Annotated in this window: 29 protein-coding genes; 17 read left to right on the forward strand and 12 right to left on the reverse strand. The window is 59.8% G+C overall.

Going from position 1 to position 22,666, the window contains the following annotated elements; translation table 11 throughout:
* Positions 1 to 86 precede the first annotated feature (86 nt).
* A complete protein-coding gene (locus tag FIV39_RS10855; protein WP_027606583.1) occupies positions 87 to 452 on the forward strand; it encodes a histone-like nucleoid-structuring protein, MvaT/MvaU family in 366 nt (121 codons plus the stop codon).
* A gap of 112 nt (positions 453 to 564) precedes the next feature.
* Here the strand turns inward: FIV39_RS10855 and FIV39_RS10860 are convergent, their stop codons facing one another.
* Positions 565 to 1,101, reverse strand: coding sequence for a DUF4946 domain-containing protein (locus FIV39_RS10860; RefSeq protein ID WP_090403996.1), 537 nt, complete (start codon positions 1,099 to 1,101; stop codon positions 565 to 567).
* A 199-nt stretch (positions 1,102 to 1,300) separates the two neighbouring features.
* On the opposite strand from FIV39_RS10860, the gene gloA reads away from it, so the two are divergent.
* The gene (gloA, locus tag FIV39_RS10865) at positions 1,301 to 1,822 is read left to right on the forward strand and encodes a lactoylglutathione lyase (RefSeq protein WP_053129696.1); all 522 of its coding nucleotides are present in this window, start codon (positions 1,301 to 1,303) and stop codon (positions 1,820 to 1,822) included.
* Positions 1,823 to 1,886: 64 nt separating this feature from the next.
* Here gloA and ahpF read toward each other — a convergent pair whose 3' ends face one another.
* The 3 genes from ahpF to FIV39_RS10880 all read right to left on the reverse strand — a co-directional run bounded on the left by ahpF (position 1,887) and on the right by FIV39_RS10880 (position 5,212).
* Complete coding sequence (gene ahpF / locus FIV39_RS10870; protein ID WP_090403994.1) at positions 1,887 to 3,452, reverse strand: alkyl hydroperoxide reductase subunit F; 1,566 nt, start codon at positions 3,450 to 3,452, stop codon at positions 1,887 to 1,889.
* 130 nt (positions 3,453 to 3,582) lie between these two features.
* A complete protein-coding gene (gene ahpC, locus FIV39_RS10875; protein ID WP_003173835.1) occupies positions 3,583 to 4,146 on the reverse strand; it encodes an alkyl hydroperoxide reductase subunit C in 564 nt (187 codons plus the stop codon).
* A 133-nt stretch (positions 4,147 to 4,279) separates the two neighbouring features.
* Positions 4,280 to 5,212 carry a site-specific integrase gene (locus tag FIV39_RS10880; protein ID WP_090403991.1) on the reverse strand — a complete coding sequence of 311 codons (933 nt, stop codon included), beginning with the start codon at positions 5,210 to 5,212 and terminating at the stop codon, positions 4,280 to 4,282.
* 170 nt (positions 5,213 to 5,382) lie between these two features.
* Between FIV39_RS10880 and FIV39_RS10885 the strand changes: the two genes are divergently transcribed.
* Entirely contained in the window at positions 5,383 to 6,390 is a 1,008-nt protein-coding gene (locus FIV39_RS10885; protein ID WP_090403990.1) for a DNA-binding protein, read from the forward strand.
* On the opposite strand, the gene gorA is transcribed toward FIV39_RS10885, so the two are convergent.
* Together gorA and galU are read right to left on the reverse strand one after the other, a co-directional pair.
* Positions 6,391 to 7,749: a glutathione-disulfide reductase gene (gorA, locus tag FIV39_RS10890; RefSeq protein WP_090403989.1), complete on the reverse strand. Its 1,359-nt coding sequence runs from the start codon at positions 7,747 to 7,749 to the stop codon at positions 6,391 to 6,393.
* A 99-nt stretch (positions 7,750 to 7,848) separates the two neighbouring features.
* Positions 7,849 to 8,688, reverse strand: coding sequence for a UTP--glucose-1-phosphate uridylyltransferase GalU (galU, locus tag FIV39_RS10895; RefSeq protein ID WP_003212579.1), 840 nt, complete (start codon positions 8,686 to 8,688; stop codon positions 7,849 to 7,851).
* 310 nt (positions 8,689 to 8,998) lie between these two features.
* Here galU and FIV39_RS10900 point away from each other — a divergent pair, with 310 nt between their 5' ends.
* On the forward strand, positions 8,999 to 9,184 hold the full coding sequence (locus tag FIV39_RS10900) for a hypothetical protein (protein ID WP_017528082.1): 186 nt from the start codon (positions 8,999 to 9,001) through the stop codon (positions 9,182 to 9,184).
* 142 nt (positions 9,185 to 9,326) lie between these two features.
* Positions 9,327 to 9,608 (forward strand): hypothetical protein, encoded by a 282-nt coding sequence (locus FIV39_RS10905; RefSeq protein ID WP_090403987.1) that lies wholly within the window; start codon positions 9,327 to 9,329, stop codon positions 9,606 to 9,608.
* Positions 9,609 to 9,617: 9 nt separating this feature from the next.
* Here the strand turns inward: FIV39_RS10905 and FIV39_RS10910 are convergent, their stop codons facing one another.
* Entirely contained in the window at positions 9,618 to 9,848 is a 231-nt protein-coding gene (locus FIV39_RS10910) for a hypothetical protein (RefSeq protein WP_027606591.1), read from the reverse strand.
* Between the two features lie 20 nt (positions 9,849 to 9,868).
* Entirely contained in the window at positions 9,869 to 10,219 is a 351-nt protein-coding gene (locus FIV39_RS10915) for a hypothetical protein (protein ID WP_027606592.1), read from the reverse strand.
* Between the two features lie 212 nt (positions 10,220 to 10,431).
* Between FIV39_RS10915 and FIV39_RS10920 the strand changes: the two genes are divergently transcribed.
* The 11 genes from FIV39_RS10920 to FIV39_RS10965 all read left to right on the forward strand — a co-directional run bounded on the left by FIV39_RS10920 (position 10,432) and on the right by FIV39_RS10965 (position 20,154).
* Positions 10,432 to 10,734, forward strand: coding sequence for a DUF1883 domain-containing protein (locus tag FIV39_RS10920; protein ID WP_003173824.1), 303 nt, complete (start codon positions 10,432 to 10,434; stop codon positions 10,732 to 10,734).
* 25 nt (positions 10,735 to 10,759) lie between these two features.
* Complete coding sequence (locus FIV39_RS32990) at positions 10,760 to 10,927, forward strand: hypothetical protein (RefSeq protein WP_090403985.1); 168 nt, start codon at positions 10,760 to 10,762, stop codon at positions 10,925 to 10,927.
* Positions 10,928 to 10,931: 4 nt separating this feature from the next.
* Complete coding sequence (alkB, locus tag FIV39_RS10925) at positions 10,932 to 11,597, forward strand: DNA oxidative demethylase AlkB (protein WP_090403982.1); 666 nt, start codon at positions 10,932 to 10,934, stop codon at positions 11,595 to 11,597.
* A gap of 75 nt (positions 11,598 to 11,672) precedes the next feature.
* Positions 11,673 to 12,719, forward strand: a complete 1,047-nt coding sequence (ada, locus tag FIV39_RS10930) for a bifunctional DNA-binding transcriptional regulator/O6-methylguanine-DNA methyltransferase Ada (RefSeq protein ID WP_090403980.1) — start codon at positions 11,673 to 11,675, stop codon at positions 12,717 to 12,719.
* 105 nt (positions 12,720 to 12,824) lie between these two features.
* Positions 12,825 to 13,883, forward strand: coding sequence for an NAD(P)H-dependent flavin oxidoreductase (locus FIV39_RS10935; RefSeq protein ID WP_090403978.1), 1,059 nt, complete (start codon positions 12,825 to 12,827; stop codon positions 13,881 to 13,883).
* Positions 13,884 to 14,001: 118 nt separating this feature from the next.
* Entirely contained in the window at positions 14,002 to 14,760 is a 759-nt protein-coding gene (modA, locus tag FIV39_RS10940) for a molybdate ABC transporter substrate-binding protein (RefSeq protein ID WP_090403976.1), read from the forward strand.
* Complete coding sequence (gene modB / locus FIV39_RS10945) at positions 14,761 to 15,441, forward strand: molybdate ABC transporter permease subunit (RefSeq protein ID WP_090403974.1); 681 nt, start codon at positions 14,761 to 14,763, stop codon at positions 15,439 to 15,441.
* A 5-nt stretch (positions 15,442 to 15,446) separates the two neighbouring features.
* Entirely contained in the window at positions 15,447 to 16,526 is a 1,080-nt protein-coding gene (gene modC / locus FIV39_RS10950; protein WP_090409955.1) for a molybdenum ABC transporter ATP-binding protein, read from the forward strand.
* 78 nt (positions 16,527 to 16,604) lie between these two features.
* On the forward strand, positions 16,605 to 17,633 hold the full coding sequence (locus FIV39_RS10955) for a DNA topoisomerase IB (RefSeq protein ID WP_090403972.1): 1,029 nt from the start codon (positions 16,605 to 16,607) through the stop codon (positions 17,631 to 17,633).
* A gap of 124 nt (positions 17,634 to 17,757) precedes the next feature.
* The gene (locus FIV39_RS10960; protein ID WP_090403970.1) at positions 17,758 to 19,380 is read left to right on the forward strand and encodes an ABC-F family ATP-binding cassette domain-containing protein; all 1,623 of its coding nucleotides are present in this window, start codon (positions 17,758 to 17,760) and stop codon (positions 19,378 to 19,380) included.
* A gap of 69 nt (positions 19,381 to 19,449) precedes the next feature.
* The gene (locus FIV39_RS10965; RefSeq protein WP_090403968.1) at positions 19,450 to 20,154 is read left to right on the forward strand and encodes a YoaK family protein; all 705 of its coding nucleotides are present in this window, start codon (positions 19,450 to 19,452) and stop codon (positions 20,152 to 20,154) included.
* 145 nt (positions 20,155 to 20,299) lie between these two features.
* Here the strand turns inward: FIV39_RS10965 and FIV39_RS10970 are convergent, their stop codons facing one another.
* The 4 genes from FIV39_RS10970 to FIV39_RS10985 form a co-directional block, all read right to left on the reverse strand.
* Positions 20,300 to 20,653, reverse strand: a complete 354-nt coding sequence (locus FIV39_RS10970; RefSeq protein WP_090403966.1) for a hypothetical protein — start codon at positions 20,651 to 20,653, stop codon at positions 20,300 to 20,302.
* 171 nt (positions 20,654 to 20,824) lie between these two features.
* The gene (locus FIV39_RS10975; protein ID WP_090403964.1) at positions 20,825 to 21,136 is read right to left on the reverse strand and encodes an AzlD domain-containing protein; all 312 of its coding nucleotides are present in this window, start codon (positions 21,134 to 21,136) and stop codon (positions 20,825 to 20,827) included.
* Positions 21,133 to 21,828 carry an AzlC family ABC transporter permease gene (locus FIV39_RS10980; RefSeq protein WP_090403961.1) on the reverse strand — a complete coding sequence of 232 codons (696 nt, stop codon included), beginning with the start codon at positions 21,826 to 21,828 and terminating at the stop codon, positions 21,133 to 21,135. The genes FIV39_RS10975 and FIV39_RS10980 overlap by 4 nt, the downstream gene beginning before the upstream one ends.
* Positions 21,829 to 21,899: 71 nt before the next feature.
* Complete coding sequence (locus FIV39_RS10985; protein ID WP_025856028.1) at positions 21,900 to 22,115, reverse strand: hypothetical protein; 216 nt, start codon at positions 22,113 to 22,115, stop codon at positions 21,900 to 21,902.
* Positions 22,116 to 22,290: 175 nt separating this feature from the next.
* Between FIV39_RS10985 and FIV39_RS10990 the strand changes: the two genes are divergently transcribed.
* The gene (locus FIV39_RS10990) at positions 22,291 to 22,647 is read left to right on the forward strand and encodes a metalloregulator ArsR/SmtB family transcription factor (protein ID WP_090403959.1); all 357 of its coding nucleotides are present in this window, start codon (positions 22,291 to 22,293) and stop codon (positions 22,645 to 22,647) included.
* Positions 22,648 to 22,666 lie beyond the last annotated feature (19 nt).

Genomic DNA, 22,666 nt, shown 5'->3' on the forward strand with positions numbered 1-22,666 from the left:
CTTCTTCTGTGAGTCGCCTTAACGCTATTGGCTTATAGCTTTGTCTGTAGTTGACATCAGCCAAATACACTATTGGAGTACAGATTTTGTCCAGACTCGCCGAATTTCGCGCAGCAGAAAAAGCCCTTCAAGAGCAGCTTGCCCAGCTGGAATCCCTGAAGAACGACGCCGGCCTGAAGAAAGAAATCGAATTCGAAGAAAAGCTTCAAGGACTGATGAAAACCTACGGTAAAGGCCTGCGTGACATCATCCTGATCCTTGATCCAAACCCGGGCAAGACCAGCGCTGCCGCCGCCAGCGCACCAAAACAGCGCCGTGCGCGCGTGGTCAAGGTTTACCACAACCCGCACACTGGCGAGCTGATCGAAACCAAGGGCGGTAACCACCGTGGCCTCAAAGCCTGGAAAGAACAGTATGGCGCCGCCACTGTAGATTCCTGGCTTCGCGGCTGATCACAACGCACTAACAAAGAGCCCCGCACATGCGGGGCTTTTTTTATTCAACGGTTCGAAGCCGAACTTAAATAACATTTCACCTTGCTCAACATCGACGGATGAAATGCACTTAAAGTTTGAGGCTGTCGCGCACCGAACTGACTTCATCCTTGCTGGCTTCGTAAGCTTCGGCTTGACCCGCGTATGAAAAAACATAGGCTTTATCGGTATCAACCGCCCCCACCAATGTTTGTGAAAGCACGTGCCGTCCATTCTCGGTAATCACACACGTAGTTTCCACGGCCTCAAGACGACTCAGTGTTGTCGAGTGCATCTTGCTGCACACACTTTGGTAACCACCCTGGGCAAAATCTTTCTGGATGGACTTGCGCATCTCCAGCAATACGCCCTGAAGATTAACGTTATGCCCGGCCTCGATCGGCGTGCCCGTCAACTCCATCACCATCAATGTATTGCCATTTTCATCGTTCTTGATCGCACGCTGCCGCGAAACCGGCTGCGGTCTTGCCGGCGCGTCCGCGTCGGGCACCACTTCCTCCACCTGCCAGCCGCTGGGCCAATGAATTTCCGGGTCGCCCGCCCACACCCAGGGGCTGGCCAACAGCAAACACAGAGCGCTCAACAGCGGTGTACGACATTCGATCATTGCAAAAGACACCCAAGGTTCAAGCGCCAAAGTGTGAGCCCCGCCACCGGCTGGTCGCAAGACCCGTGCGCGCTTTTTCATTTGGCGCAGCAGACGGGCCTTGCGTATCATGGCTCGGCTGCACGGACGCCAGCCGCAAGCCAAGGGAACGCTCCTCTCACCTGGAGCCGCGTTTGCCCCATTTTTTTCTGGAGGGCCCATGAGCCTGCACGAACTGAACACCTTTCCGGGCGTCACCGCCCAACCTGACACCGCCACCTCGAACTTCGTGTTCAACCACACCATGCTGCGGGTCAAGGACATCACCAAGTCGCTGGATTTCTACACCCGCGTCCTGGGGTTTTCCCTGGTTGAAAAGCGCGACTTCCCGGAAGCCGAATTCAGCCTGTACTTCCTGGCCCTGGTGGACAAATCCCAGATCCCGGCCGACGCCGCCGCGCGTACCCAATGGATGAAGTCGATTCCGGGCATCCTGGAACTGACCCACAACCACGGCACCGAAAACGATGCCGACTTCGCCTACCACAACGGCAACACCGATCCACGTGGCTTTGGCCATATCTGCATCTCGGTGCCTGATATTGTCGCTGCGTGTGAACGCTTCGAAGCATTGGGCTGCGATTTCCAGAAGCGCCTGACCGATGGCCGCATGAAAAGCCTGGCCTTCATCAAGGACCCGGATGCGTACTGGGTCGAGATCATCCAGCCAGCGCCGCTGTAAGTTTTTAACGCACAACAAAAAACCCCATGATCACTCATGGGGTTTTTCGTTTCCGTGCCGGGGGTTACGCCGGAGCGGACGTACGGATCAGGTGATCGAAAGCACTCAGGGAAGCCTTGGCGCCCTCGCCGACTGCAATCACGATCTGCTTGTACGGCACGGTCGTCACGTCACCGGCGGCGAACACACCCGGCAGTGAAGTCTCGCCACGGGCATCGACGATGATCTCGCCACGTGGGGTCAGCTCCACAGTGCCTTTAAGCCAGTCGGTGTTGGGCAGCAAGCCGATCTGTACAAAGATGCCTTCCAGGTCGATGGTCTTGAAATCGCCAGTATCGCGATCCTTGTAGGCCAGGCCGGTGACTTTCTGGCCATCGCCTTTGACTTCACTGGTCAGCGCGCTGGTGATCACGTCAACGTTAGGCAGGCGGTACAACTTGCGCTGCAAGACCGCATCGGCGCGCAACTTGCTGTCGAACTCCAGCAAGGTCACGTGGCTGACGATACCGGCCAGGTCAATGGCCGCTTCAACGCCAGAGTTACCGCCGCCGATCACTGCCACACGCTTGCCCTTGAACAACGGACCATCGCAGTGCGGGCAGAAGCACACGCCCTTGGCCTTGTATTCCTGCTCGCCCGGCACACCCATTTCGCGCCAGCGAGCGCCGGTGGCCAGGATCACGGTCTTGGACTTGAGGGTCGCACCGCTTTCAAAACGAATTTCGTGCACGTCACCGGCGTTTTTCGCTGGGATCAGGCTGCTGGCGCGCTGCAGGTTCATGATGTCCACGTCGTACTGACGCACGTGGGCTTCAAGGGCGCTGGCCAGTTTCGGCCCTTCGGTTTCCTGTACCGAGATAAAATTCTCGATGGACATGGTGTCCAGCACCTGGCCGCCAAAGCGTTCGGCGGCCACACCGGTGCGAATGCCTTTACGTGCTGCGTAGATGGCGGCTGCGGAACCGGCCGGGCCACCGCCGACAACCAGCACATCAAAGGCATCTCTGGCGCTGATTTTCTCGGCAGCTTTTTCAATGCCGCTGGTGTCGAGCTTGGCGAGGATTTCTTCCAGGCCCATACGGCCCTGGCCGAAGTTCACACCGTTCAAGTAGACGCTCGGCACCGCCATGATCTGGCGCTCGTCGACTTCAGCCTGGAACAGCGCGCCGTCAATGGCAACGTGGCGGATGTTCGGGTTAAGCACGGCCATCAGGTTCAGCGCCTGGACCACGTCAGGGCAGTTCTGGCAGGACAGCGAGAAGTAAGTCTCGAAACTGAACTCGCCTTTAAGGGCGCGGATCTGTTCGATTACTTCGACACTGGCCTTCGACGGGTGGCCACCGACTTGCAGCAGGGCCAGCACCAACGAAGTGAATTCATGGCCCATGGGGATGCCAGCGAAACGCAGGCTGATATCGGCACCCGGGCGGTTGATGGAGAACGACGGCTTGCGCGCATCATCGCCATCGGTCTTCAGGGTAATCAGCGTGGTGAGGCTGGTTACGTCCTGCAGAAGGGCAAGCATTTCCTGGGATTTCGCGCCGTCGTCGAGGGAGGCGACGATCTCGATCGGCTGGGTGACCCGTTCCAGGTATGACTTCAACTGAGCTTTAAGATTGGCGTCCAACATACGGGCGATTTCCTATTAATTCGGTTTATTGCAGACAAAAAAACGCCCGAGCGACTCTCGCCCGGGCGTTTTGAGGGCGGATGCAGCTTACTTAAGTGCGGAGTTCCGCCCTTGATACGTCTTCACAGACTTAGATCTTGCCGACCAGGTCCAGGGACGGAGCCAGTGTAGCCTCGCCTTCTTTCCACTTGGCTGGGCACACTTCGCCTGGGTGGGCAGCAACATATTGAGCGGCCTTGATCTTGCGCAGCAGCTCGGAAGCGTCACGGCCAACACCGCCGTCGTTCAGTTCAACGATCTTGATCTGACCTTCCGGGTTGATCACAAAGGTACCGCGGTCAGCCAGGCCAGCTTCTTCGATCAGTACGTCGAAGTTGCGGGAGATGGTCAGGGTTGGGTCGCCGATCATGGTGTACTGGATTTTGCCGATGGCTGGCGAAGTGTTGTGCCAAGCAGCGTGGGCAAAGTGGGTGTCGGTGGAAACGCTGTAGATTTCGACGCCCAGTTTCTGGAATTCGGCGTAGTTGTCAGCCAGGTCTTCCAGCTCGGTTGGGCAAACGAAGGTGAAGTCGGCTGGGTAGAAGAACACTACCGACCATTTGCCTTTCAGGTCAGCGTCGGTCACATCTACGAAGTTGCCGTTTTTGTATGCGGTAGCTTTGAACGGTTTTACTTGGCTGTTGATGATAGGCATCGTTGACTCTCCGTCAGGGGTTAAGAAGTTGATGAGGTGAATCCTACCCACTCTCTCGGTGGATGGCTCATTGGCAAACCTGATGCTGACGATTGGTTTTCTCTATCAGGTGACGGTATTAATAGAAGAAATCTCAAAGCAGCGCTTGGGTGGCCAATGTCATGCCGAGAAAGGGCGTCGCTTCAACATAGCGCATGGCGGATTTCATGTCGCTCCAGCCGACGTAACTCATCAACGACTTCAAATCCCAGCCGCTGCGATGGGCCCAGGTGGCAAACCCGCGGCGCAGGGAGTGACTGGTGTAGTGCTCGGCGGCGATGCCCGCACGCTCAAGCGCCTGGCGCAGCAGCGGGATCACGCTGTTGGGGTGCAAGCCCTCCTCGCCCAGGTTTCCCCAGCGGTCGATACCCCGGAATACCGGACCACGCACCAGCGCTGAGGCGCTGAGCCATTCACTGTAGGCCTGCACCGGACACAGGCGCAGCAGCGCCGGGGTGTGATAGGTCTTGCCGAGGTTGTCGCGGTCACTTTTGCTGCGCGGCAGATACAGGCTGATGCCGACACTGGGTGTGGCCTGCACGTGTTCGATACTTAACCGGCACAACTCATCGCTACGAAAACCGCGCCAGAAGCCCAGCAGGATAAGCGCAGTGTCGCGCTTGGCGCGCAGCAATCGTGGTGGGTCATGCGCCTCACTGGCCTCTCGCGCCTCAGCCTCAAGGCAGGCCACGACCTGCTCCAGATGCCTGAGCTGCAAAGGCTCGGCCTGCTTCTCCTGCACCGGGTGCACGGCGCGAATCCCCTTGAGCACCTTGCGTACCACCGGCGCTTTCGTCGGGTCGGGAAAGCCCTGGCTGGTATGCCATTGCGCTAATGCCGAGAGCCGCAGCTTCAGGGTGTTGACCGCCAGCACGCCTGCATGCGCCACCAGATAACGCGCCACGCTGTCGCTGGTGGCCGGCAGGAACCCGCCCCAACTGACCTCGAAGTGTTCGATGGCCGCACGATAGCTGCGGCGCGTGTTATCGCGGGTGGCGGCGCTGAGGTAACGATCCAGATCGCTCATGGGAGGCCTATTCGTACTACTGGCAGAGGTAAAAGCGTTCCAAACACTACTGACACGGGATAATACGCCAATATCCCATCTGTTGAATCATGAATTTCAACAGGTTTTTATTCGTGATACAGTATGTATTTACATAATACATACCACAGTACTAAATCGACGGAGACCCCATGGCTCGCGGCGGCATTAATAAAGCAGTAGTTCAAACGGCACGCTTGGCGATCCTAGCCCGTGGCGAGAACCCCAGCATCGACGCGGTACGCATCGAGATGGGCAATACCGGCTCGAAAACCACGATCCACCGCTATTTGAAGGAGCTGGACGACAGCGAGGCCCGCCTGACCATTACCGAAGCCCCGATTGACGACGAGCTTGGCGAACTGGTTGCACGCTTGGCGCAGCGCTTGAAGGAGAAGGCTCAAGAGCCAATCGACCTGGCCCTGGCGCAGTTCGAACAGCAAAAAACCGCCCTGCTCGCGCAGATCGAGACGCTTGAGGACGCTCACCGTGAGCTCAAGCAACAATTCGATATTCAGGCGGCCGCACTGGCAGAAGAAAGCGCCGCCCTGCACACCACCAGCACCAGCCTGCAAACCGAGCAAACGCGCAACGCCGGGCTCAGCCAGGCCTGCAGTGATTACGAACTGCGGATCAATGACAAGGATGAACAGATTCGCTCGCTGGAAGAAAAGCACCTGCACGCCCGCGAGGCGCTGGAGCACTACCGCAATGCGATCAAGGAGCAACGCGAGCAGGAACAGCAGCGCCACGAAGGCCAGTTGCAGCAGGTACAGGCAGAACTGCGCCAGGCCCAGCAAAGTGCAATGGTTCGCCAGGATGAGATCACCCAGCTGCATCGCGACAATGAGCGACTACTGATCGAACAGCGAGTGACGACCAGGGAATTGGCTGCGCTGCAGGAAGAAACCCGCAAAGGCCAGGCGCAGCAACTGAAGCTGAGCGAACACGCGAGCCAGATCGACAGCGAGCGCACTCTGCTTCAGGAGCGTCTGCGGGTTGCCTTGCTTGAAAACGAGTCACGCCAACAAGCGTTGACAGAACACGCGCACACCAACAAGCGCCTGGAACTGGACCTTATGAAGGCCCATGCCACTGTCGAAGCATTGCGCCTGGCCGCCGCCGTTGCAACGGCGCCAGAGGCAATGCCACCAGCCTGATCAGTCCGCCACAGGCGTGCGCATGGTGACGAACTCTTCCGCCGCCGTGGGGTGTACGCCGATGGTTTCATCGAAGTGCTGCTTGGTCGCGCCGGCCTTGAGCGCGATCGCCAGGCCCTGGACGATCTCGCCCGCGTCCGGGCCGACCATGTGGCAGCCCAATACTTTGTCGGTGTCGGCGTCGACTACCAGTTTCATCAAGGTTTTTTCCTGGCACTCGGTCAAGGTCAGCTTCATCGGGCGGAAACGGCTTTCGAAGACCTGCACCTTGTGCCCGTTCTTCTTCGCCTCCTCCTCCGTCAAACCGACGGTACCGATATTCGGCAGGCTGAATACCGCTGTCGGGATCATTGCGTAGTCCACCGGGCGGTATTGCTCGGGCTTGAACAAGCGACGCGCTACTGCCATGCCTTCGGCGAGGGCGACCGGCGTCAGCTGTACGCGGCCGATCACATCACCGATCGCCAGGATCGAAGCTTCAGTCGTTTCATACTGGTCGTTCACCTGGACAAAACCGCGCTCATCCAGTGTGACGCCGGTATTTTCCAACCCCAGGTTATCCAGCATCGGACGTCGGCCGGTGGCATAGAACACGCAATCGGCCTCCAGCACACGACCGTCTTTCAAGGTGGCCTTGAGGCTGCCATCGGCTTGCTTTTCAATGCGTTCGATATCGGCGTTGAATTGCAGGTCGAGGCCGCGCTTGGTCAATTCTTCCTTCAGGTGCGTACGCACTGAACCATCAAAGCCCCTCAGGAACAGATCGCCGCGATACAACAACGAAGTTTGCGCGCCCAGGCCATGGAAAATCCCGGCGAACTCAACCGCGATATAGCCGCCCCCCACCACCAGCACGCGTTTGGGCAACGCTTTGAGGAAGAACGCCTCATTGGAGCCAATCGCGTGTTCACGCCCCGGAATGTCCGGAATCTGCGGCCAGCCGCCGGTCGCAATCAAGATATGCTTGGCCGTAAAGCGCTCACCGTTGATTTCCACCTGGTGCGGGTCAACCAGGCGCGCATGACCTTCATGCAGGGTCACGCCACTGTTGACCAGCAGGTTGCGGTAGATGCCGTTCAGGCGGTTGATCTCGCGATCCTTGTTGGCGATCAGGGTCGCCCAATCAAAATTCGCTTCGCCCAGGGACCAGCCAAAGCCACTGGCCTGCTCGAAGTCCTCGGCGAAATGCGCGCCGTACACCAACAGTTTCTTCGGCACGCAGCCGACGTTTACGCAGGTACCGCCCAGGTAACGGCTTTCCGCCACGGCCACCTTGGCGCCAAAGCCCGCAGCAAAGCGCGCCGCGCGAACACCGCCGGAACCGGCGCCAATTACATACAGATCAAAATCGTAGGCCATTTCACTCTCCTCGGCAGGACATCAGCATACCGACTTACATGGGGCTGAAAAACGAAAAAGCCACCCGAAGGTGGCTTTTCAAACGCAGGCAAGCGTGAATCAGTAAGCTTTGCCAGTCTTGTAGAAGTGCTCGTAGCAGAAGTTGGTTGCTTCGATGTAGCCCTCGGCGCCACCGCAGTCAAAACGACGACCCTTGAACTTGTAGGCAATCACACAACCGTCTTTCGCCTGTTTCAACAGGGCGTCGGTGATTTGGATCTCGCCACCTTTGCCTGGCTCGGTTTCTTCGATCAGCTTGAAGATGTCCGGGGTCAGAATGTAACGACCGATGATCGCCAGGTTCGACGGTGCATCTTCAGGCGCAGGCTTCTCGACCATGTCACGTACGCGGATCAGGCCATCACCAATGTCGTCACCGGCAATCACGCCGTACTTGTTGGTCTCTTGAGGATCAACCTCTTGAACCGCAACGATGGTGCAACGGTATTTCTGGTACAGCTTGACCATCTGGGTCAGTACGCCGTCGCCTTCCAGGTTCACACACAGGTCGTCCGCGAGGACTACGGCGAACGGCTCGTCACCAATCAATGGGCGACCGGTCAGGATGGCGTGGCCGAGGCCTTTCATCTGGGTCTGACGGGTGTAGGAGAACGAGCACTCGTCCAGCAGTTTGCGGATGCCGACCAGGTATTTTTCCTTGTCGGTGCCCTTGATTTGGTTTTCCAGCTCGTAGCTGATGTCGAAGTGGTCTTCCAGTGCACGCTTACCGCGACCGGTGACGATAGAGATTTCGTTCAGACCGGCATCCAATGCCTCTTCGACGCCGTACTGAATCAGTGGCTTGTTTACCACCGGCAGCATCTCTTTGGGCATGGCCTTGGTCGCTGGCAAGAAGCGAGTGCCGTAACCGGCTGCTGGGAACAAGCATTTCTTGATCATATAAGTCCTTACAAAGGGCTGTGCGTACGGAATTCGGCGCAGTCTAATCAGGCCGCAGTCACCTTACAATGGGTCCTGCTGGCGTTGCGATGTCATCATAGAGAAAAAATGTCGGCGTAAGTTCCGCTGATCTTACAAAGAGCGACTCCGCCATCACACTAAAAAAAACCGCTTCCTCATGTTTAAAGGGGTCTGCAACCCTTTTAACACGCTTTTCAGCCCAGAACACTGACCTGGAATAACTTGCGCGGCCCAGGGACATTTGGCGCTATCATTACGCCCTTGAATCAGACCACGAGATTGTTAATAGATGTCAGAACCAAAAGGCGTGAACGGCTACCTGATCACCAAGCGAGCGGATGGCTGGCACCTGATCAACTTCCATGGAGACAGCGTCGCGGGCGTTTTCGAAACCGAAAGCATGGCCATCGCGGTCGCCGAAGTATTTGTGGATGAAGCGGGCCACGCGTCGAGCAAAAGACCGAAGGGCAAGTAAGCCTCCAGACCCTGCGCAAAAAGCCCCGACTTACGGGGCTTTTTTGGTTTTGCCTGTACCTAGATGGCAGTTCGCTATAATCTTCCAAAAACGCCCCACGACAGTGTCAGCGCCCCTCCCACACCCTCGACGACGAACACACATGAACAAATTTCTGGCACTGACTGCGGTACTGGCACTTGCCGGCTGTACCACGACTTCCGATGTCTACCTCAAAAACGGTGAGCAAGGCCTGACCATCGACTGTTCAGGCGAAGCCAACTCCTGGGCCAGTTGCTACGAGAAAGCCGAGGCCTCCTGCGCAGGCACCGGCTATCGCATTGTCGGCACCGAGGGCACACCATCGCTGAAAGAAAGCGACAAGACCCTGGGCCAGGATGTGGGCAACTACAAAAGTCGCAGCGTGGTGGTGGTCTGCAAGTAACCCTGAGGGTTACAGGTGAATCTCGGCAAATTTGATGCCCAGCTCACGAAGGATCTCGCTTAGCTCGTCAAGGCTGGCAAAGGACTCGACTTCATCCTGATCATCCACCAGAAAAAAGCTGCGCCCGCCGCTTTTCTTGAAGAAGACGATCCACTCGCCCAAGTCGGCTGGGTTCTGGATGACATGGGTGGCCGAGATTTCACCCTCGGCATGACGGGCTTTGACGTGTTCACGCTTCATATCTGCTTTCCCCAGCGGCCTCAACCGGAAATGCACTCTTCTCCGGCCTTCTTCACATCACCCGGACGGATCGGCACGTTCGACATGCTCTCGTAGAGCTTGATGCTGCTACCGCTGGAGCGCTCTTCAATTTCGAAAATAGCCGAAGGATCGGCGGAAAATTTCTGCGGCACGATGACCTGCACACCGTCTTTATGCGGTTCAATCTGCGGCGGCCGACGGGTGGCCGACAATTTTCTTACCACACACGCGGCGTACTCCTGGGGTTTTTTCCCGGAAATGACTGCCAACGTCGGCGGGGTCTGCTTGATATCTGCAACCGAAGCACACCCACCTATCGCCAAGGCCAGAACCAACACACTCCACTTCATACAAATCCTCCAATAAAGACCCTACGACAGCGGGGATGGTAATTTTCTCCCGCCCACGTAGGATTTATCCCTGATAACTCGGTAAATAACTGTTTTAAATTGTCGACGTCATTGAAGACGAGCCGATAATAAACACGCTGGGGCTGATAAACTCTATCTTAACCTACGTATCATTCTGATTTTTCAGAAAAAGCCCTTCTGGAGACACCCTCATGAAATTCATCCACCAGCGCGAGCACCTCAACGAGGGAGACATTGTCGTCATCGAGTGCTCGCAGACTTGTAATATTCGCCTGATGAGCGACGCGAACTTTCGCAGCTTCAAGAATGGCGGTCGCCACACCTACCACGGCGGCGCCTTCGATAAGTTTCCCGCCAAAATCACCGCACCCAGCACCGGGTTCTGGAACATCACCCTGGACGTGGTGACGCGTCGCGCGATCAGTGTCACCCGCAAGCCCGCGTTGTCCCACAAGATCCGCATCGTACGTCGCACCAGCACCAAGCTGAGCTGACTCGAAGACGCCACAGGAAACCACCGTGACTGCTACCACCAAATACGTGATCAAGTACAAGCTCAACGGCGAACGCCGCTTTGAGTTCGCCCAACTTACGAGCAATAGCGTGGAAGAGGCCCTGCAAGCCTTGGCGAAAATTCACGATGCCAGTGATGTGATCACCGACATCAACGTGAGCAAGGCGCTGTAAGGCAATGCCCGGCCCCACTGCAGACTTGTTCGCTGACGACGCCCTGCAACAGCCCGCAGGGCGTGAGCAAATTGGCGAACAGTCCTACGTGCTAAGGGGCTATGCCCTGCCCTGGATTGAGCGACTTCTGCCAGCGTTGCGCAGCGTGCTGGCTCAATCGCCTTTTCGGCAAATGGTCACGCCAGGTGGCTTTACCATGTCGGCGGCGTTGAGCAGTTGCGGCGCCCTGGGCTGGACCACCGACACCACCGGCTATCGCTACAGCCCACTGGACCCGCGCAGCCAGCAACCGTGGCCGGCCCTGCCTGACGTGCTGCGTGAACTGGCGGTATCAGCTGCGGCAGACGCCAGGTTCAGCGATTTCGACCCCGACGCCTGCCTGATCAACCGCTATGTGCCAGGCGCCAAAATGTCCCTGCACCAAGACAAGAATGAGCGCTGCTACAGCGCCCCTGTGGTATCCGTGTCCCTTGGCTTGGCGGCGATTTTCCTGTTCGGTGGTCATGAGCGTGGCGATCGAGCCCAAAAGATCTCGCTGTTCCACGGTGACGTGGTGGTCTGGGGCGGCGTCGACCGCCTGCGCTTTCACGGCGTGATGCCGATCAAGGAAGGCGTGCACCCGATCATGGGCCCGCAGCGCATCAACCTCACCTTTCGCACCGCCGGTTGATTTGACCGCAAGCTTCGGAGTGCCAGGCCAGCACGGCGAGGCTAATCTGGCCAGGATCCGTCAAGAGTGCCGACCATGACTACCGAACACGACCCGCGCTGGGCTGCAATCGTCGCCCGCGACCCCAAAGCCGATGCGCTGTTCGTCTACGGCGTGAAGACCACCGGCGTGTACTGCCGACCCAGCAGCGCCTCACGCTTGCCGCGCCCGGAAAATATCGAATTCTTCGACACGCCGGCGCAAGCCGAAGCGGCGGGTTATCGCGCGAGCAAACGTGCGGCCGGCGACCAGACCCAACGAGCAGCTCAGGATGCACAACGGGTGGCTGACGCGTGCCGCCATATCGAGCAGGCGGATACCCCGCCGAGCCTGAACGCGCTCGCCACCCTCGCCGGGCTTAGCGCCTTTCATTTCCACCGCATTTTCAAAGCCGTCACTGGCCTCACTCCCAAGGCCTACGCCAGCGCCCATCGCTCACAAAAAGTACGCGACGGGCTCAAGGGCCAGCATTCAGTGACCGATGCGCTGTACGGCGCAGGCTTCAACTCCAACAGTCGCTTTTATGAGTCGGCCAACCACTTGCTGGGCATGAAACCCAGTGACTACAAGGCGGGTGGCACCAACAGCGAAATTCTATTTGCGGTGGGGCAATGTTCGCTTGGGGCGATTCTGGTGGCCCGCAGCACCCGCGGCGTGTGCGCGATCCTGCTGGGGGATGACCCGGACCAACTGGTGCGTGACTTGCAGGATCAGTTCCCCAAGGCCGAGCTGGTGGGCGCTGACCACGATTTCGAACAGCTGATTGCCCACGTCATAGGTTTCATCGAGGCCCCCGCCCTCGGCCTCGACCTGCCGCTGGACCTGCGTGGCACGGCCTTTCAGGAGCGGGTGTGGCAGGCCTTGCGCGAAATCCCGGTGGGCAGCACAGCCAGCTATGCGCAAATCGCCCAGCGTATCGGCGCGCCTACGTCTTTTCGCGCGGTGGCCCAAGCCTGCGGGGCGAACAGCCTCGCGGTGGCGATCCCCTGTCATCGGGTGGTGCGCAGCAATGGCGATTTGTCGGGCTATCGTTGGGGGGTTGAGCGCAAGCGGCAGTTGCTGGACCGCGAACGAGACCACTGAAGCGCACGAAAAGCCCGCCTCGTCCAGTGAATAAAACAGACTGGCCGGGTGCCAGGTACCCTGCTAAAACAGCGAAAAACCTGACTGACGCTGGAGAAGCATCCGATGAGCACCTGGCCAGACACTCGCATTCTCGACCTGCTGGGCATCGACGTGCCCATCATCCAAGCGCCGATGGCCGGCGCTACCACGGCCGCCATGGTCATCGCCGCCAATGAAGCGGGCGCCCTGGGCTCGATGCCAGCGGCAACACTGAACATTGAGCAACTACGCGAAGCGCTGACCCGCATTCGCCAGGCCAGTACGCGCCCGATCAACGTCAACTTCTTTTGCCACCAGCCCCCTGCAGCCGACGAAGCGCGTGATCGACGCTGGAAGGATCTGCTGGAGCCCTACTACCGCGAGCTGGGCGCCGATTTTGAGGCGCCAACGCCGGTGTCCGATCGCGCACCGTTCAACGACGCCGCGTGCCAGGTGGTTGAAGCGTTTCGGCCCGAGGTTGTCAGTTTTCACTTTGGCCTGCCGGAAAAATCCCTGCTGGACCGGGTAAAAGCCACCGGCGCCAAGGTGCTGTCGTCGGCCACCACCGTTGAAGAGGCGATCTGGCTGGAGCAGCACGGTTGCGATGCGATTATTGCCATGGGCATTGAAGCTGGCGGCCATCGTGGGATGTTCCTGAGCGACGACCTCAACAGTCAGATAGGCCTGATGGCATTGGTGCCGCAGATCGTCGACGCGGTGACCGTGCCAGTGATTGCTGCCGGTGGCATTGGCGATGCACGTGGCATCGTCGCAGCCTTGGCATTGGGTGCTTCAGCGGTACAGATCGGTACGGCGTATCTGTTCACGCCCGAAGCCACGATCACAGCCTCCCATCACCACGCGTTGCGCCACGCCCAGGCCAGCGAAACCGCCCTGACCAACCTGTTCACCGGGCGCCCGGCGCGGGGCATCGTTAACCGAGTAATGCGTGAGTTGGGCGCGATCAACCCCACGGCCCCCGCGTTTCCCAGGTCTGGAGGCGCATTAATGCCACTCAAGGCCAAGGACGAAGCAGGCTTCAGCAACCTGTGGTCCGGCCAGGCGCTGCGCCTGGGCAAAGACACAAGCACCTACGAACTGACCCGCGAGTTGGCCGGGCAGGCCTTGGCGAAACTCAAGTAGCGCCTTCACCTGTGGCAACTTTGCACTGTACCGGCAATGGCTAACCGCTATATATTCCCATACATAGCGGTCACGCCCTCTACCTATAACAAGCCGTACAACCCCAAGGAGCTGCTTCATGAAGATTCACGCCTCGCGCCTGGCCATTCTGGTCGCCGCCCTCGCCTTCGGTCCGGCGCACGCGGATGAAGTCCAAGTGGCTGTAGCGGCCAACTTCACCGCACCGATCCAGGCGATTGCCGCCGACTTCGAAAAAGACACCGGGCATAAACTGATCGCGGCCTACGGCGCCACCGGGCAGTTCTACACCCAGATCAAGAACGGCGCGCCGTTCGAAGTGTTCCTGAGTGCCGATGACACCACCCCGCAAAAGCTTGAAAACGAAGGCGACACCGTCAAAGGCTCGCGCTTCACCTACGCCGTCGGCACCCTGGCGCTGTGGTCGGCCAAGGACGGTTATGTGGACGCCAAGGGTGAGGTCTTGAAGAAGAACGAATTCAAGCACCTGTCCATCGCCAACCCGAAAGCCGCGCCTTACGGGCTGGCCGCCACCCAAGTACTGGCCAAGGAGGGGTTGACCGAGAAGGTCAAGGACAAGCTCGTCGAAGGCCAGAACATCACCCAGGCCTTTCAGTTCGTGTCCACCGGCAACGCCGAGTTGGGTTTCGTCGCCTTGTCGCAGATCTATAAAGACGGCAAAGTCACCAGCGGTTCGGCGTGGATCGTCCCGGCGGCCCTGCACGACCCGATCAAACAAGACGCGGTGATCCTCAACAAGGGCAAAGACAGCGCCGCAGCCAAGGCCCTGGTCGAGTACCTCAAAGGGCCGAAAGCCACTGCCGTTATCAAGTCCTATGGTTACGAGCTGGCCAAGTAAATGCCCCTGTCGAGTGCCGATTTTTCCGCGATCTGGTTGACCCTCAAACTGGCGTCGCTGACCACTGTGATCCTGCTGGTCATCGGCACGCCGATTGCCCTGTGGCTGTCGCGCACGCGTTCATGGTGGCGCGGCCCGATTGGCGCGGTGGTGGCCTTGCCGTTGGTGCTGCCACCCACCGTGATCGGTTTCTACCTGCTGTTGGCCATGGGGCCCCACGGCTACTTCGGCCAGTTCACCCAATGGCTGGGCCTGGGCACCCTCACCTTCAGCTTCGCCGGGCTGGTCATCGGTTCGGTGATCTATTCCATGCCGTTTGTGGTGCAGCCATTGCAAAACGCCTTCTCCGCCATCGGCACTCGCCCATTGGAAGTGGCCGCGACCCTGCGCGCCAATCCCTGGGACACCTTCTTCAGCGTCATCCTGCCCCTGGCGCGCCCGGGGTTTATCACCGCTGCCATTCTCGGGTTTGCGCACACCGTCGGTGAGTTCGGCGTGGTGCTGATGATCGGCGGCAATATCCCGGACAAGACCCGCGTAGTCTCGGTACAGATCTACGACCATGTCGAAGCCATGGAATATGCCCAGGCCCATTGGCTGGCGGGTTCCATGGTGGTGTTCGCGTTCCTCGTGTTGCTGGCGCTTTACTCCAGCCGTAAAACCAAGATGGGCTGGAGCTGATGTCGATGATCAATGTGCGCCTGAACGTGAAGTACCCAGGCTTTGCCCTGGACGTGGACCTGCAGTTGCCCGGCCGTGGGGTGACCGCGCTGTACGGGCATTCCGGCTCCGGCAAGACCACCTGCCTGCGCTGCATCGCCGGCCTTGAGCGTGCCGAGGACGGCTTTATCCAGATCAACGATGAAGTCTGGCAAGACAGCCGCAACGGGTTGTTCGTGCCCCCGCACAAGCGCGCGCTCGGCTACGTGTTTCAGGAGCCTAGCCTGTTCGCGCATTTGTCGGTGCGCGCCAACCTGGAGTTTGGCCTCAAGCGCATCCCGCGCCAGCAACGCCGCGTTGATATGGCCCAGGCCACCGAACTGCTCGGGATCGGTCATCTGCTCGATCGGCATCCCCAGCACCTGTCCGGCGGTGAGCGCCAACGCATCGGCATCGCCCGCGCCTTGCTGACCAGCCCCACCTTGCTGCTGATGGATGAGCCTCTGGCCGCCCTCGACAGCAAACGCAAAGGCGAAATCCTGCCGTACCTGGAACGCCTGCACGACGAACTGGACATCCCCGTGCTGTACGTCAGCCACGCCCAGGATGAGGTGGCGCGCCTGGCCGATCACATCGTCTTGCTCAGCGACGGCAAGGCCCTGGCCAGCGGCCCTATCGGCGAAACCCTGGCGCGGCTCGACTTGCCGATGGCGCGAGGGGACGACGCGGGCGTGGTGGTCAACGGCAACGTCAGCGCCTACGACGATCACTACCAACTGCTGACGCTGCAACTGCCCAACAGTGCCCAGCACCTGCGTGTCGCCCATGTTCCGCTGGCGCTGGGCAACGCCCTGCGGGTGAAGGTCCAGGCGCGCGACGTCAGCCTCAGCCTGCAAGCCGAGGAACACAGCAGCATCCTCAACCGCCTGCCGGTGACGGTTACCCAGGAGATTGCCGCGGATAACAGCGCCCATGTGCTGGTGCGCCTGGACGCGGATGGCACACCGTTGCTGGCGCGCATCACGCGTTTCTCCCGCGATCAGTTGCAACTGCATCCCGGCCAGACCCTATGGGCACAGATCAAGGCGGTCGCCGTGCTGGCGTAAAAAACCTTTTGGCACGACCGCATACGGCTGCGGTCAATCAGGCATACCGGTCTGATTTTTTGCCAAGGAATTTGCCCCATGCCCGACTCCGCGCTGCCCGCCGACCTGCCCCGCGACCTGCATTACGTTGACGACACCCAGCCGGGCATTCGCCGCAAGAAGCTGCGTGGCAAGTTCCAGTACTTCGACGCGAAGGGCGAGCGCATCCAGGACGCCGATGAGATCAAGCGCCTGAACGCCCTCGCGGTCCCGCCGGCCTATACCGACGTGTGGATCTGCGCCGACCCGCGCGGCCATCTGCAAGCCACCGGGCGCGACGCCCGTGGACGCAAGCAGTACCGCTATCACGCGCGCTGGCGCGAAGTGCGCGACAGCGACAAGTACGCTCGGCTGCAGGAATTCGGCACCGCCCTGCCGAAACTGCGCAAACAGCTGGAAGCGCAAATCGCCGAACCCGGCTTCACCCGCGAAAAAGTCCTGGCCACAGTGGTGATGCTGCTGGACGCCACGCTGATTCGTGTCGGCAATACTCAATATGCGCGAGACAACAAATCCTACGGGCTGACCACCTTGCGTAACCGCCATGTGGACGTGAAAGGCAGCGAAATCCTGTTCCAGTTTCGCGGCAAGAGCGGTGTGGAGCACCAGGTCAGCGTCAAGGACCGGCGCCTGGCCACGGTGGTCAAGCGCTGTATGGAATTGCCGGGGCAAAACCTGTTCCAGTACCTGGACGAGGACGGTGAACGTCACACGGTCACTTCCCAGGACGTGAATGCCTACCTGCACAGCCTCACCGGCGCCGACTTCACCGCCAAGGATTACCGCACCTGGGCCGGTACCGCCATGGCACTGGCGGTGTTGCGCGAATTGGAATGGCAGCCCGAATCCGATGCCAAGCGGCACGTGGTGGCGATGGTCAAGGACGTTGCCAGGCAGCTGGGCAACACCCCGGCGGTGTGTCGCAAGTGTTATATCCACCCGGCGGTGCTGGAGCACTTCAGCCTGGGCGAGTTATCCAAGCTGCCCAAGCCTCGGCTGCGCAAGGGGCTCAAGGCCGAGGAAGTCGCTCTGGCCATGTTCCTTGAACAGCTCGCCAAGGCGAGTTAGGCTTTGCCCCCCCTCCAACCCTCGGGATGACCGCCGACGTGAATCACTAAGCCTTCCAAAATGTACCTGCAACGAGCCGCCTGGCGCGCTTGTTGGCCTGTCCGACATTTTTTTGGAGGTGCTGATGACTGACGTCAACCGGCTGCCCGTATTGGTTTCCCTGCAACACCTGTGCTTCCAGTTCGCCAACGGCGAGACTTTGCTGGACGACCTGAACCTGTCCATCGACCACACACCCACCGGCATTGTGGGGCGCAATGGCCGAGGTAAAAGTATCCTCGCCCAACTGATCGCCGGGGTGCTGTCACCCTCCCGCGGCTCACTCGGTTGCTCGGCCAGCGTGGCGTATGTGTCGCAGAACGTGGTGATCGCTGCAGGAGATACCGTCGCCCACGTCACGGGCGCCGCCGAGGCCTTGGCGGCGCTTGAGCGCATGGCCCTGGGCGCAGCGCAGGTTGACGACCTGGCGTTGATCGACGAGCGCTGGGACCTTGCCGATCGCCTGCGTCGGGCCCTGGATGCCGCAGGCCTGGAACAGCTCGGTGTTGAAACCCCGGCCGCGCAACTCAGTGGCGGCCAATTGGCGCGGGTTGCGCTGATCGGTGCACTGTTGGCCGCCCCCCAACTGCTGGTACTGGATGAACCCACGAACCACCTCGACAGCGCTGGCCGCACGTGGCTGCTGCGCGTGCTGGCGGATTGGCGCGGCGGCCTGGTGGTGGTCAGCCATGACCGGCAACTGCTGGACACCCTCGGCCGCATCATCGAACTCTCGCCCCTAGGAACGCAGGTGTACGGTGGTAACTACCAGGCCTATCGCATCCAGCGCGACCGGCAGCAGCAAGCCGCCCTCGCCGCGTTGGAGCACGCACGCCTGGAGCGCAGCCGTGAGCGTCGGCGTCTGCAAAAAGACCATGACAGCCTGCAACGCAATGCCGCCCATTCACGCAAACAGGCAGAGACGGCCAATGTGGATCGGTTTACCAAGGCCCGTTGGAAAGGCGCTGCCACCGAGGTCGTGAGTACGCAGCGCAGCGCCCACCACGCCCACAAAAACCAGCTTGATGACCAGGTGCGCCAGGCCTATGCGCGGGTCGAGGAACAAACCCCCACCCTGTTAGCCTTGCCGGGATCGGCGGTGCCTAACGGTCGGCAGGTGCTGGCCTTGCTCCATGCCCGATTACCGTGGCTGGACCACCCCGCGTTGACGCTCAACCTGATGGGCCCGGTGCGCGTTGCCGTGCGTGGGCCCAACGGTTGCGGCAAATCCACCTTACTCAAGCTGCTGGCCGGCCAGTGGCAGCCACTCAGCGGTGAATGCCACGTGCATGTGCCCATTGCCTATATCGATCAGCGCCTGGCACTGCTGGATGACCGGCGCTCCGTCGTCGAACAGCTCAACCTGCTCGACACACCGCTGGCCGAAGCCGAACTGCGTACGCGCCTGGCCTTGCTGCAACTGGATGCCCGGCGGGTGATACAACCGACCGCGCACCTCAGCGGCGGCGAGCGTTTGAAAGCCGCGATGGCGATTGCCCTGTGGCGTGAAACACCCGCGCAACTGCTGTTGCTCGACGAGCCCAGCAACCACTTGGACCTGGAATCGGTGATCGCTTTCGAGCAGGCGTTGCAAGGTTTTAACGGGGCGATGGTAGTGGTGTCCCATGACGAAGCGTTCGTGCAGGCGATCAAGCCCACTCACGTTTTGAGCTGGGCGGTTGAGGGTTGGTGCCTGGAGAGTGTCTGAGGTCATTGCGCGCGCAATCAAAGCGTCCTAGGGTAGTGGCCGGATAATCTCACCGAGGAGCCCGGCCCTATGTTGCCTTCGCCCCAAAAGCCTTATGCCAATGCCGCACTGGCCCACCAAAAGCGCTGGCGCGGCCGCGTCGGCCTGATGCTGGTGGCCAGCCTTTCGGTATTGGCAGGTATGACTGACGCCATTGGCTTTATGGCCAGTGGCGACTTTGTTTCGTTCATGAGCGGCAACACCACGCGCCTGGCAGTGGCTATCAGCGTTGGAGATCTCGGTTTGACCGCACGCCTGTTGTTGCTGGTCGCCACATTCGTCGCCGGTAACGCCTTGGGGGTGGTGGTCGGCCGCCTCAGCCGGCGCCATGCCCTGCCCCTGTTGCTGTGTATCGCAACGTTGCTCTGCGGCGCAGCCGTGTTGCCCTTCGCCGACACATTGCCCGCGCTGCTGGCGGCGATCATCGCGATGGGCATGCTCAACGCGGCCGTGGAAGAGGTCAACGGCTTGCCGGTGGGGCTTACCTACGTCACCGGGGCGCTGTCACGCTTTGGCCGCGGACTGGGACGCTGGATGCTGGGGGAACGCCGCAACGGCTGGCGGGTGCAACTGATTCCATGGGCGGGGATGTTTGTTGGCGCGGTGATCGGCGCGTTGCTGGAGCAGCACATGGGGCTGAAGGCGCTGATGGTCAGCGGCGTGTTGGCGGGCGTATTGGGGCTGGTGTCGCTGAAGATTCCCCGACGCTGGCATTTGGGCTTTATGCCGCGATAAGGAACCAAAGATGCCCGCCCGACGGTTAGGCCTCGACGTCCGTGTACTGGTAAAGAGCCATCGTGTCGGGCGGGCGGAGTGAATCATAAGCGAATGTCCGGCGGCTGTCCCGCCGGGCATTTCCTAAAAAGACTAAGGCAACGGCTTACAGACACGTCGCGAGTGCGGCCAAACGACGTTTGGCGGGCATCGTATCTTCAGCGGCGTAGTACTTGACGGACGAACCGGCACCGGCGCTTTGCACGTCGACGAAGTAATCGCCACCCGTGGTGTAGACGGTGAAACCACCGGCCCCGTTCGGCTCTTTGAAGCCACCGGCGTCGACGCCAAACACGCTTTCATCCTGCCAGCCAAACTGGATGCACTCGGCAACCACCAGGGTGGCCTTGTCCGATGCCATGGCCTTGTAGGGAGCACCCAGGCGCGCCTCGTTCATCTTCGAACCCGCGCAACCGGACAGTGCTACCACTACCAATGCGCCCATTACCACCTTGTGCATGCCATTGCCTCGTTGGAAAAAACGCGACTGTACCATTGCCGCAGGGCTGACTGACGCCCCCATGAACTTTGTTTCACTGTGGGGGGAGAATTTGCCGCCTATAGTGGCCTGGCTCATTTTTAGAAGTCTCCCTTCTGCCCGCCCTCCCGCGGGCTTTTTTTCGCCTGCGCTTCAGAGCCACCAGCGAAACAGGTAGAACAACGCCATGCTCAGCAGCACGGTGAGCAGCACATTGCGCGTCCAGAACATCAACGCCACCGCACAGATACCTGCCAGCAAATACGGATTGGCCGGGCTCAGGTTGAGCTGATGATCAGCCAGGAAAATAATCGGCCCGCAGATCGCCGTGAGCATGCCCGGCACCGCAAAGCCGAGAAATTCCCGCGCCCCACGGTTGAGGCGCACCGGCAGGCGCGGCTCGATAAACAAATAGCGGTTGAAAAAAACCACCAGGCCCATGGCCACAATCATCAGGTAAATCATCGCTGCCCTACTCCCAATCGCTTGCAGGCAAACCCTGCGCTCATGCCCAGCACACCCGACACCACCACTGCCGACTCCCAGTGCAGGAAGCTCAACCACACCGAACACAACAGCGACACCGCCACGCAGACCACCGTCGGCACGTCGCGCACCACCGGGGTGATCAGCGCGATAAAGGTGGCGGCGATGGAGAACTCCAGGCCCAACTGGTCGAGGCCGGGGATACTTTTACCGAGCACGATGCCGGCCAGGGTAAACAGGTTCCAGATGATGTAAAACGTCAGGCCGACGCCCAGGGCATACCAGCGATTAAAGGTTTCGCGGTCATAGTGGCTGACCAGCGCAAAGAACTCATCGGTGAGCAGAAAGCCCAGGCTCATGCGCCAGCGCGTCTTGAGCGGCGAAAGAATCGGACGCAGGTGCATGCCATAGAGCAGGTGCTGGGAGGTCAGCAGCAAGGTGGTCAGTACGATGGAGATCAGGCTGGCGCCGCTCTTGACCATGCCAATGGCGACCAACTGCGCAGCGCCGGCAAACACAATGGCGGACAACCCCTGGGCTTGCAGCGGCGTGAATTGCGCATCGATGGCCATGGAGCCGGCCAGCAGCCCCCAGGGCGCACAGGCCAGGGACAAGGGAATGACGGCGATTGCGCCGCGAGCGAAAGCGTAATGAGGTAAGGCAGCAGGCATGGAAACGGCTCATCGACAGACAGTCGACAAGCATGCCAGCGCAAGATGGAGCTTGTCTTGAACGATCTTGCTCAGGCGAGCCGGACCGACACCTGCTCCACCGAATCCCGCGCTTCACGCAGTTCGTGAGCGTCCTGGTTGAGCCGGTGGATGGTGTTGAGCAAGCGCTGGCGCAGCACTTCATCGCCGAGTTTTTCGACCGCGCGCATCAGGTCGAAGGCCGCGGTTTCGTTATTTTCCGCGACGGAATCCAGGGTCTTGCGCAGGTTGCGAGTGGCACGGGTCACGCGGGGTCTTCCTTCATCAGCAATGGGGAGGCACTTTAGGACATTCGTGTTTCATTTTAATTTCAATCACTTGTGGCAGTTTTCCCGAGCGTTGATCCATATCAATTGAAACAGGGTTTGACTGATATATATGGAAATACGTATATTCGAATTTCCACATATACAGGCCCTGCCCATGTCGGACCTCATCTCACCGCCCACCCTGTTCAAATGCCTGGCCGATGCGACCCGGGCGCGCCTGACGTTATTGATTCAGCGTGAAGGCGAACTTTGCGTGTGCGAACTGATCCATGCCTTGGACGACAGCCAGCCAAAAATCTCCCGCCATCTGGCGCAACTGCGCAGTTGCGGGTTGTTGCTGGATCGTCGCCAGGGCCAATGGATCTACTACCGCATCAACCCGGCACTGCCCGATTGGGTGACCCAGGTGCTGGACATCACCCTTAAAGCCAACCAGCCATGGTTGCATAACGACGCACAGCGCCTGGATGCAATGGGCGACAGACCACAACGGGCCAGCACCTGCTGCTGAGCCATCGGAGCGTTTATTC

It is taken from the genome of Pseudomonas grimontii (assembly GCF_007858185.1).
GTDB lineage: Bacteria > Pseudomonadota > Gammaproteobacteria > Pseudomonadales > Pseudomonadaceae > Aquipseudomonas > Aquipseudomonas grimontii.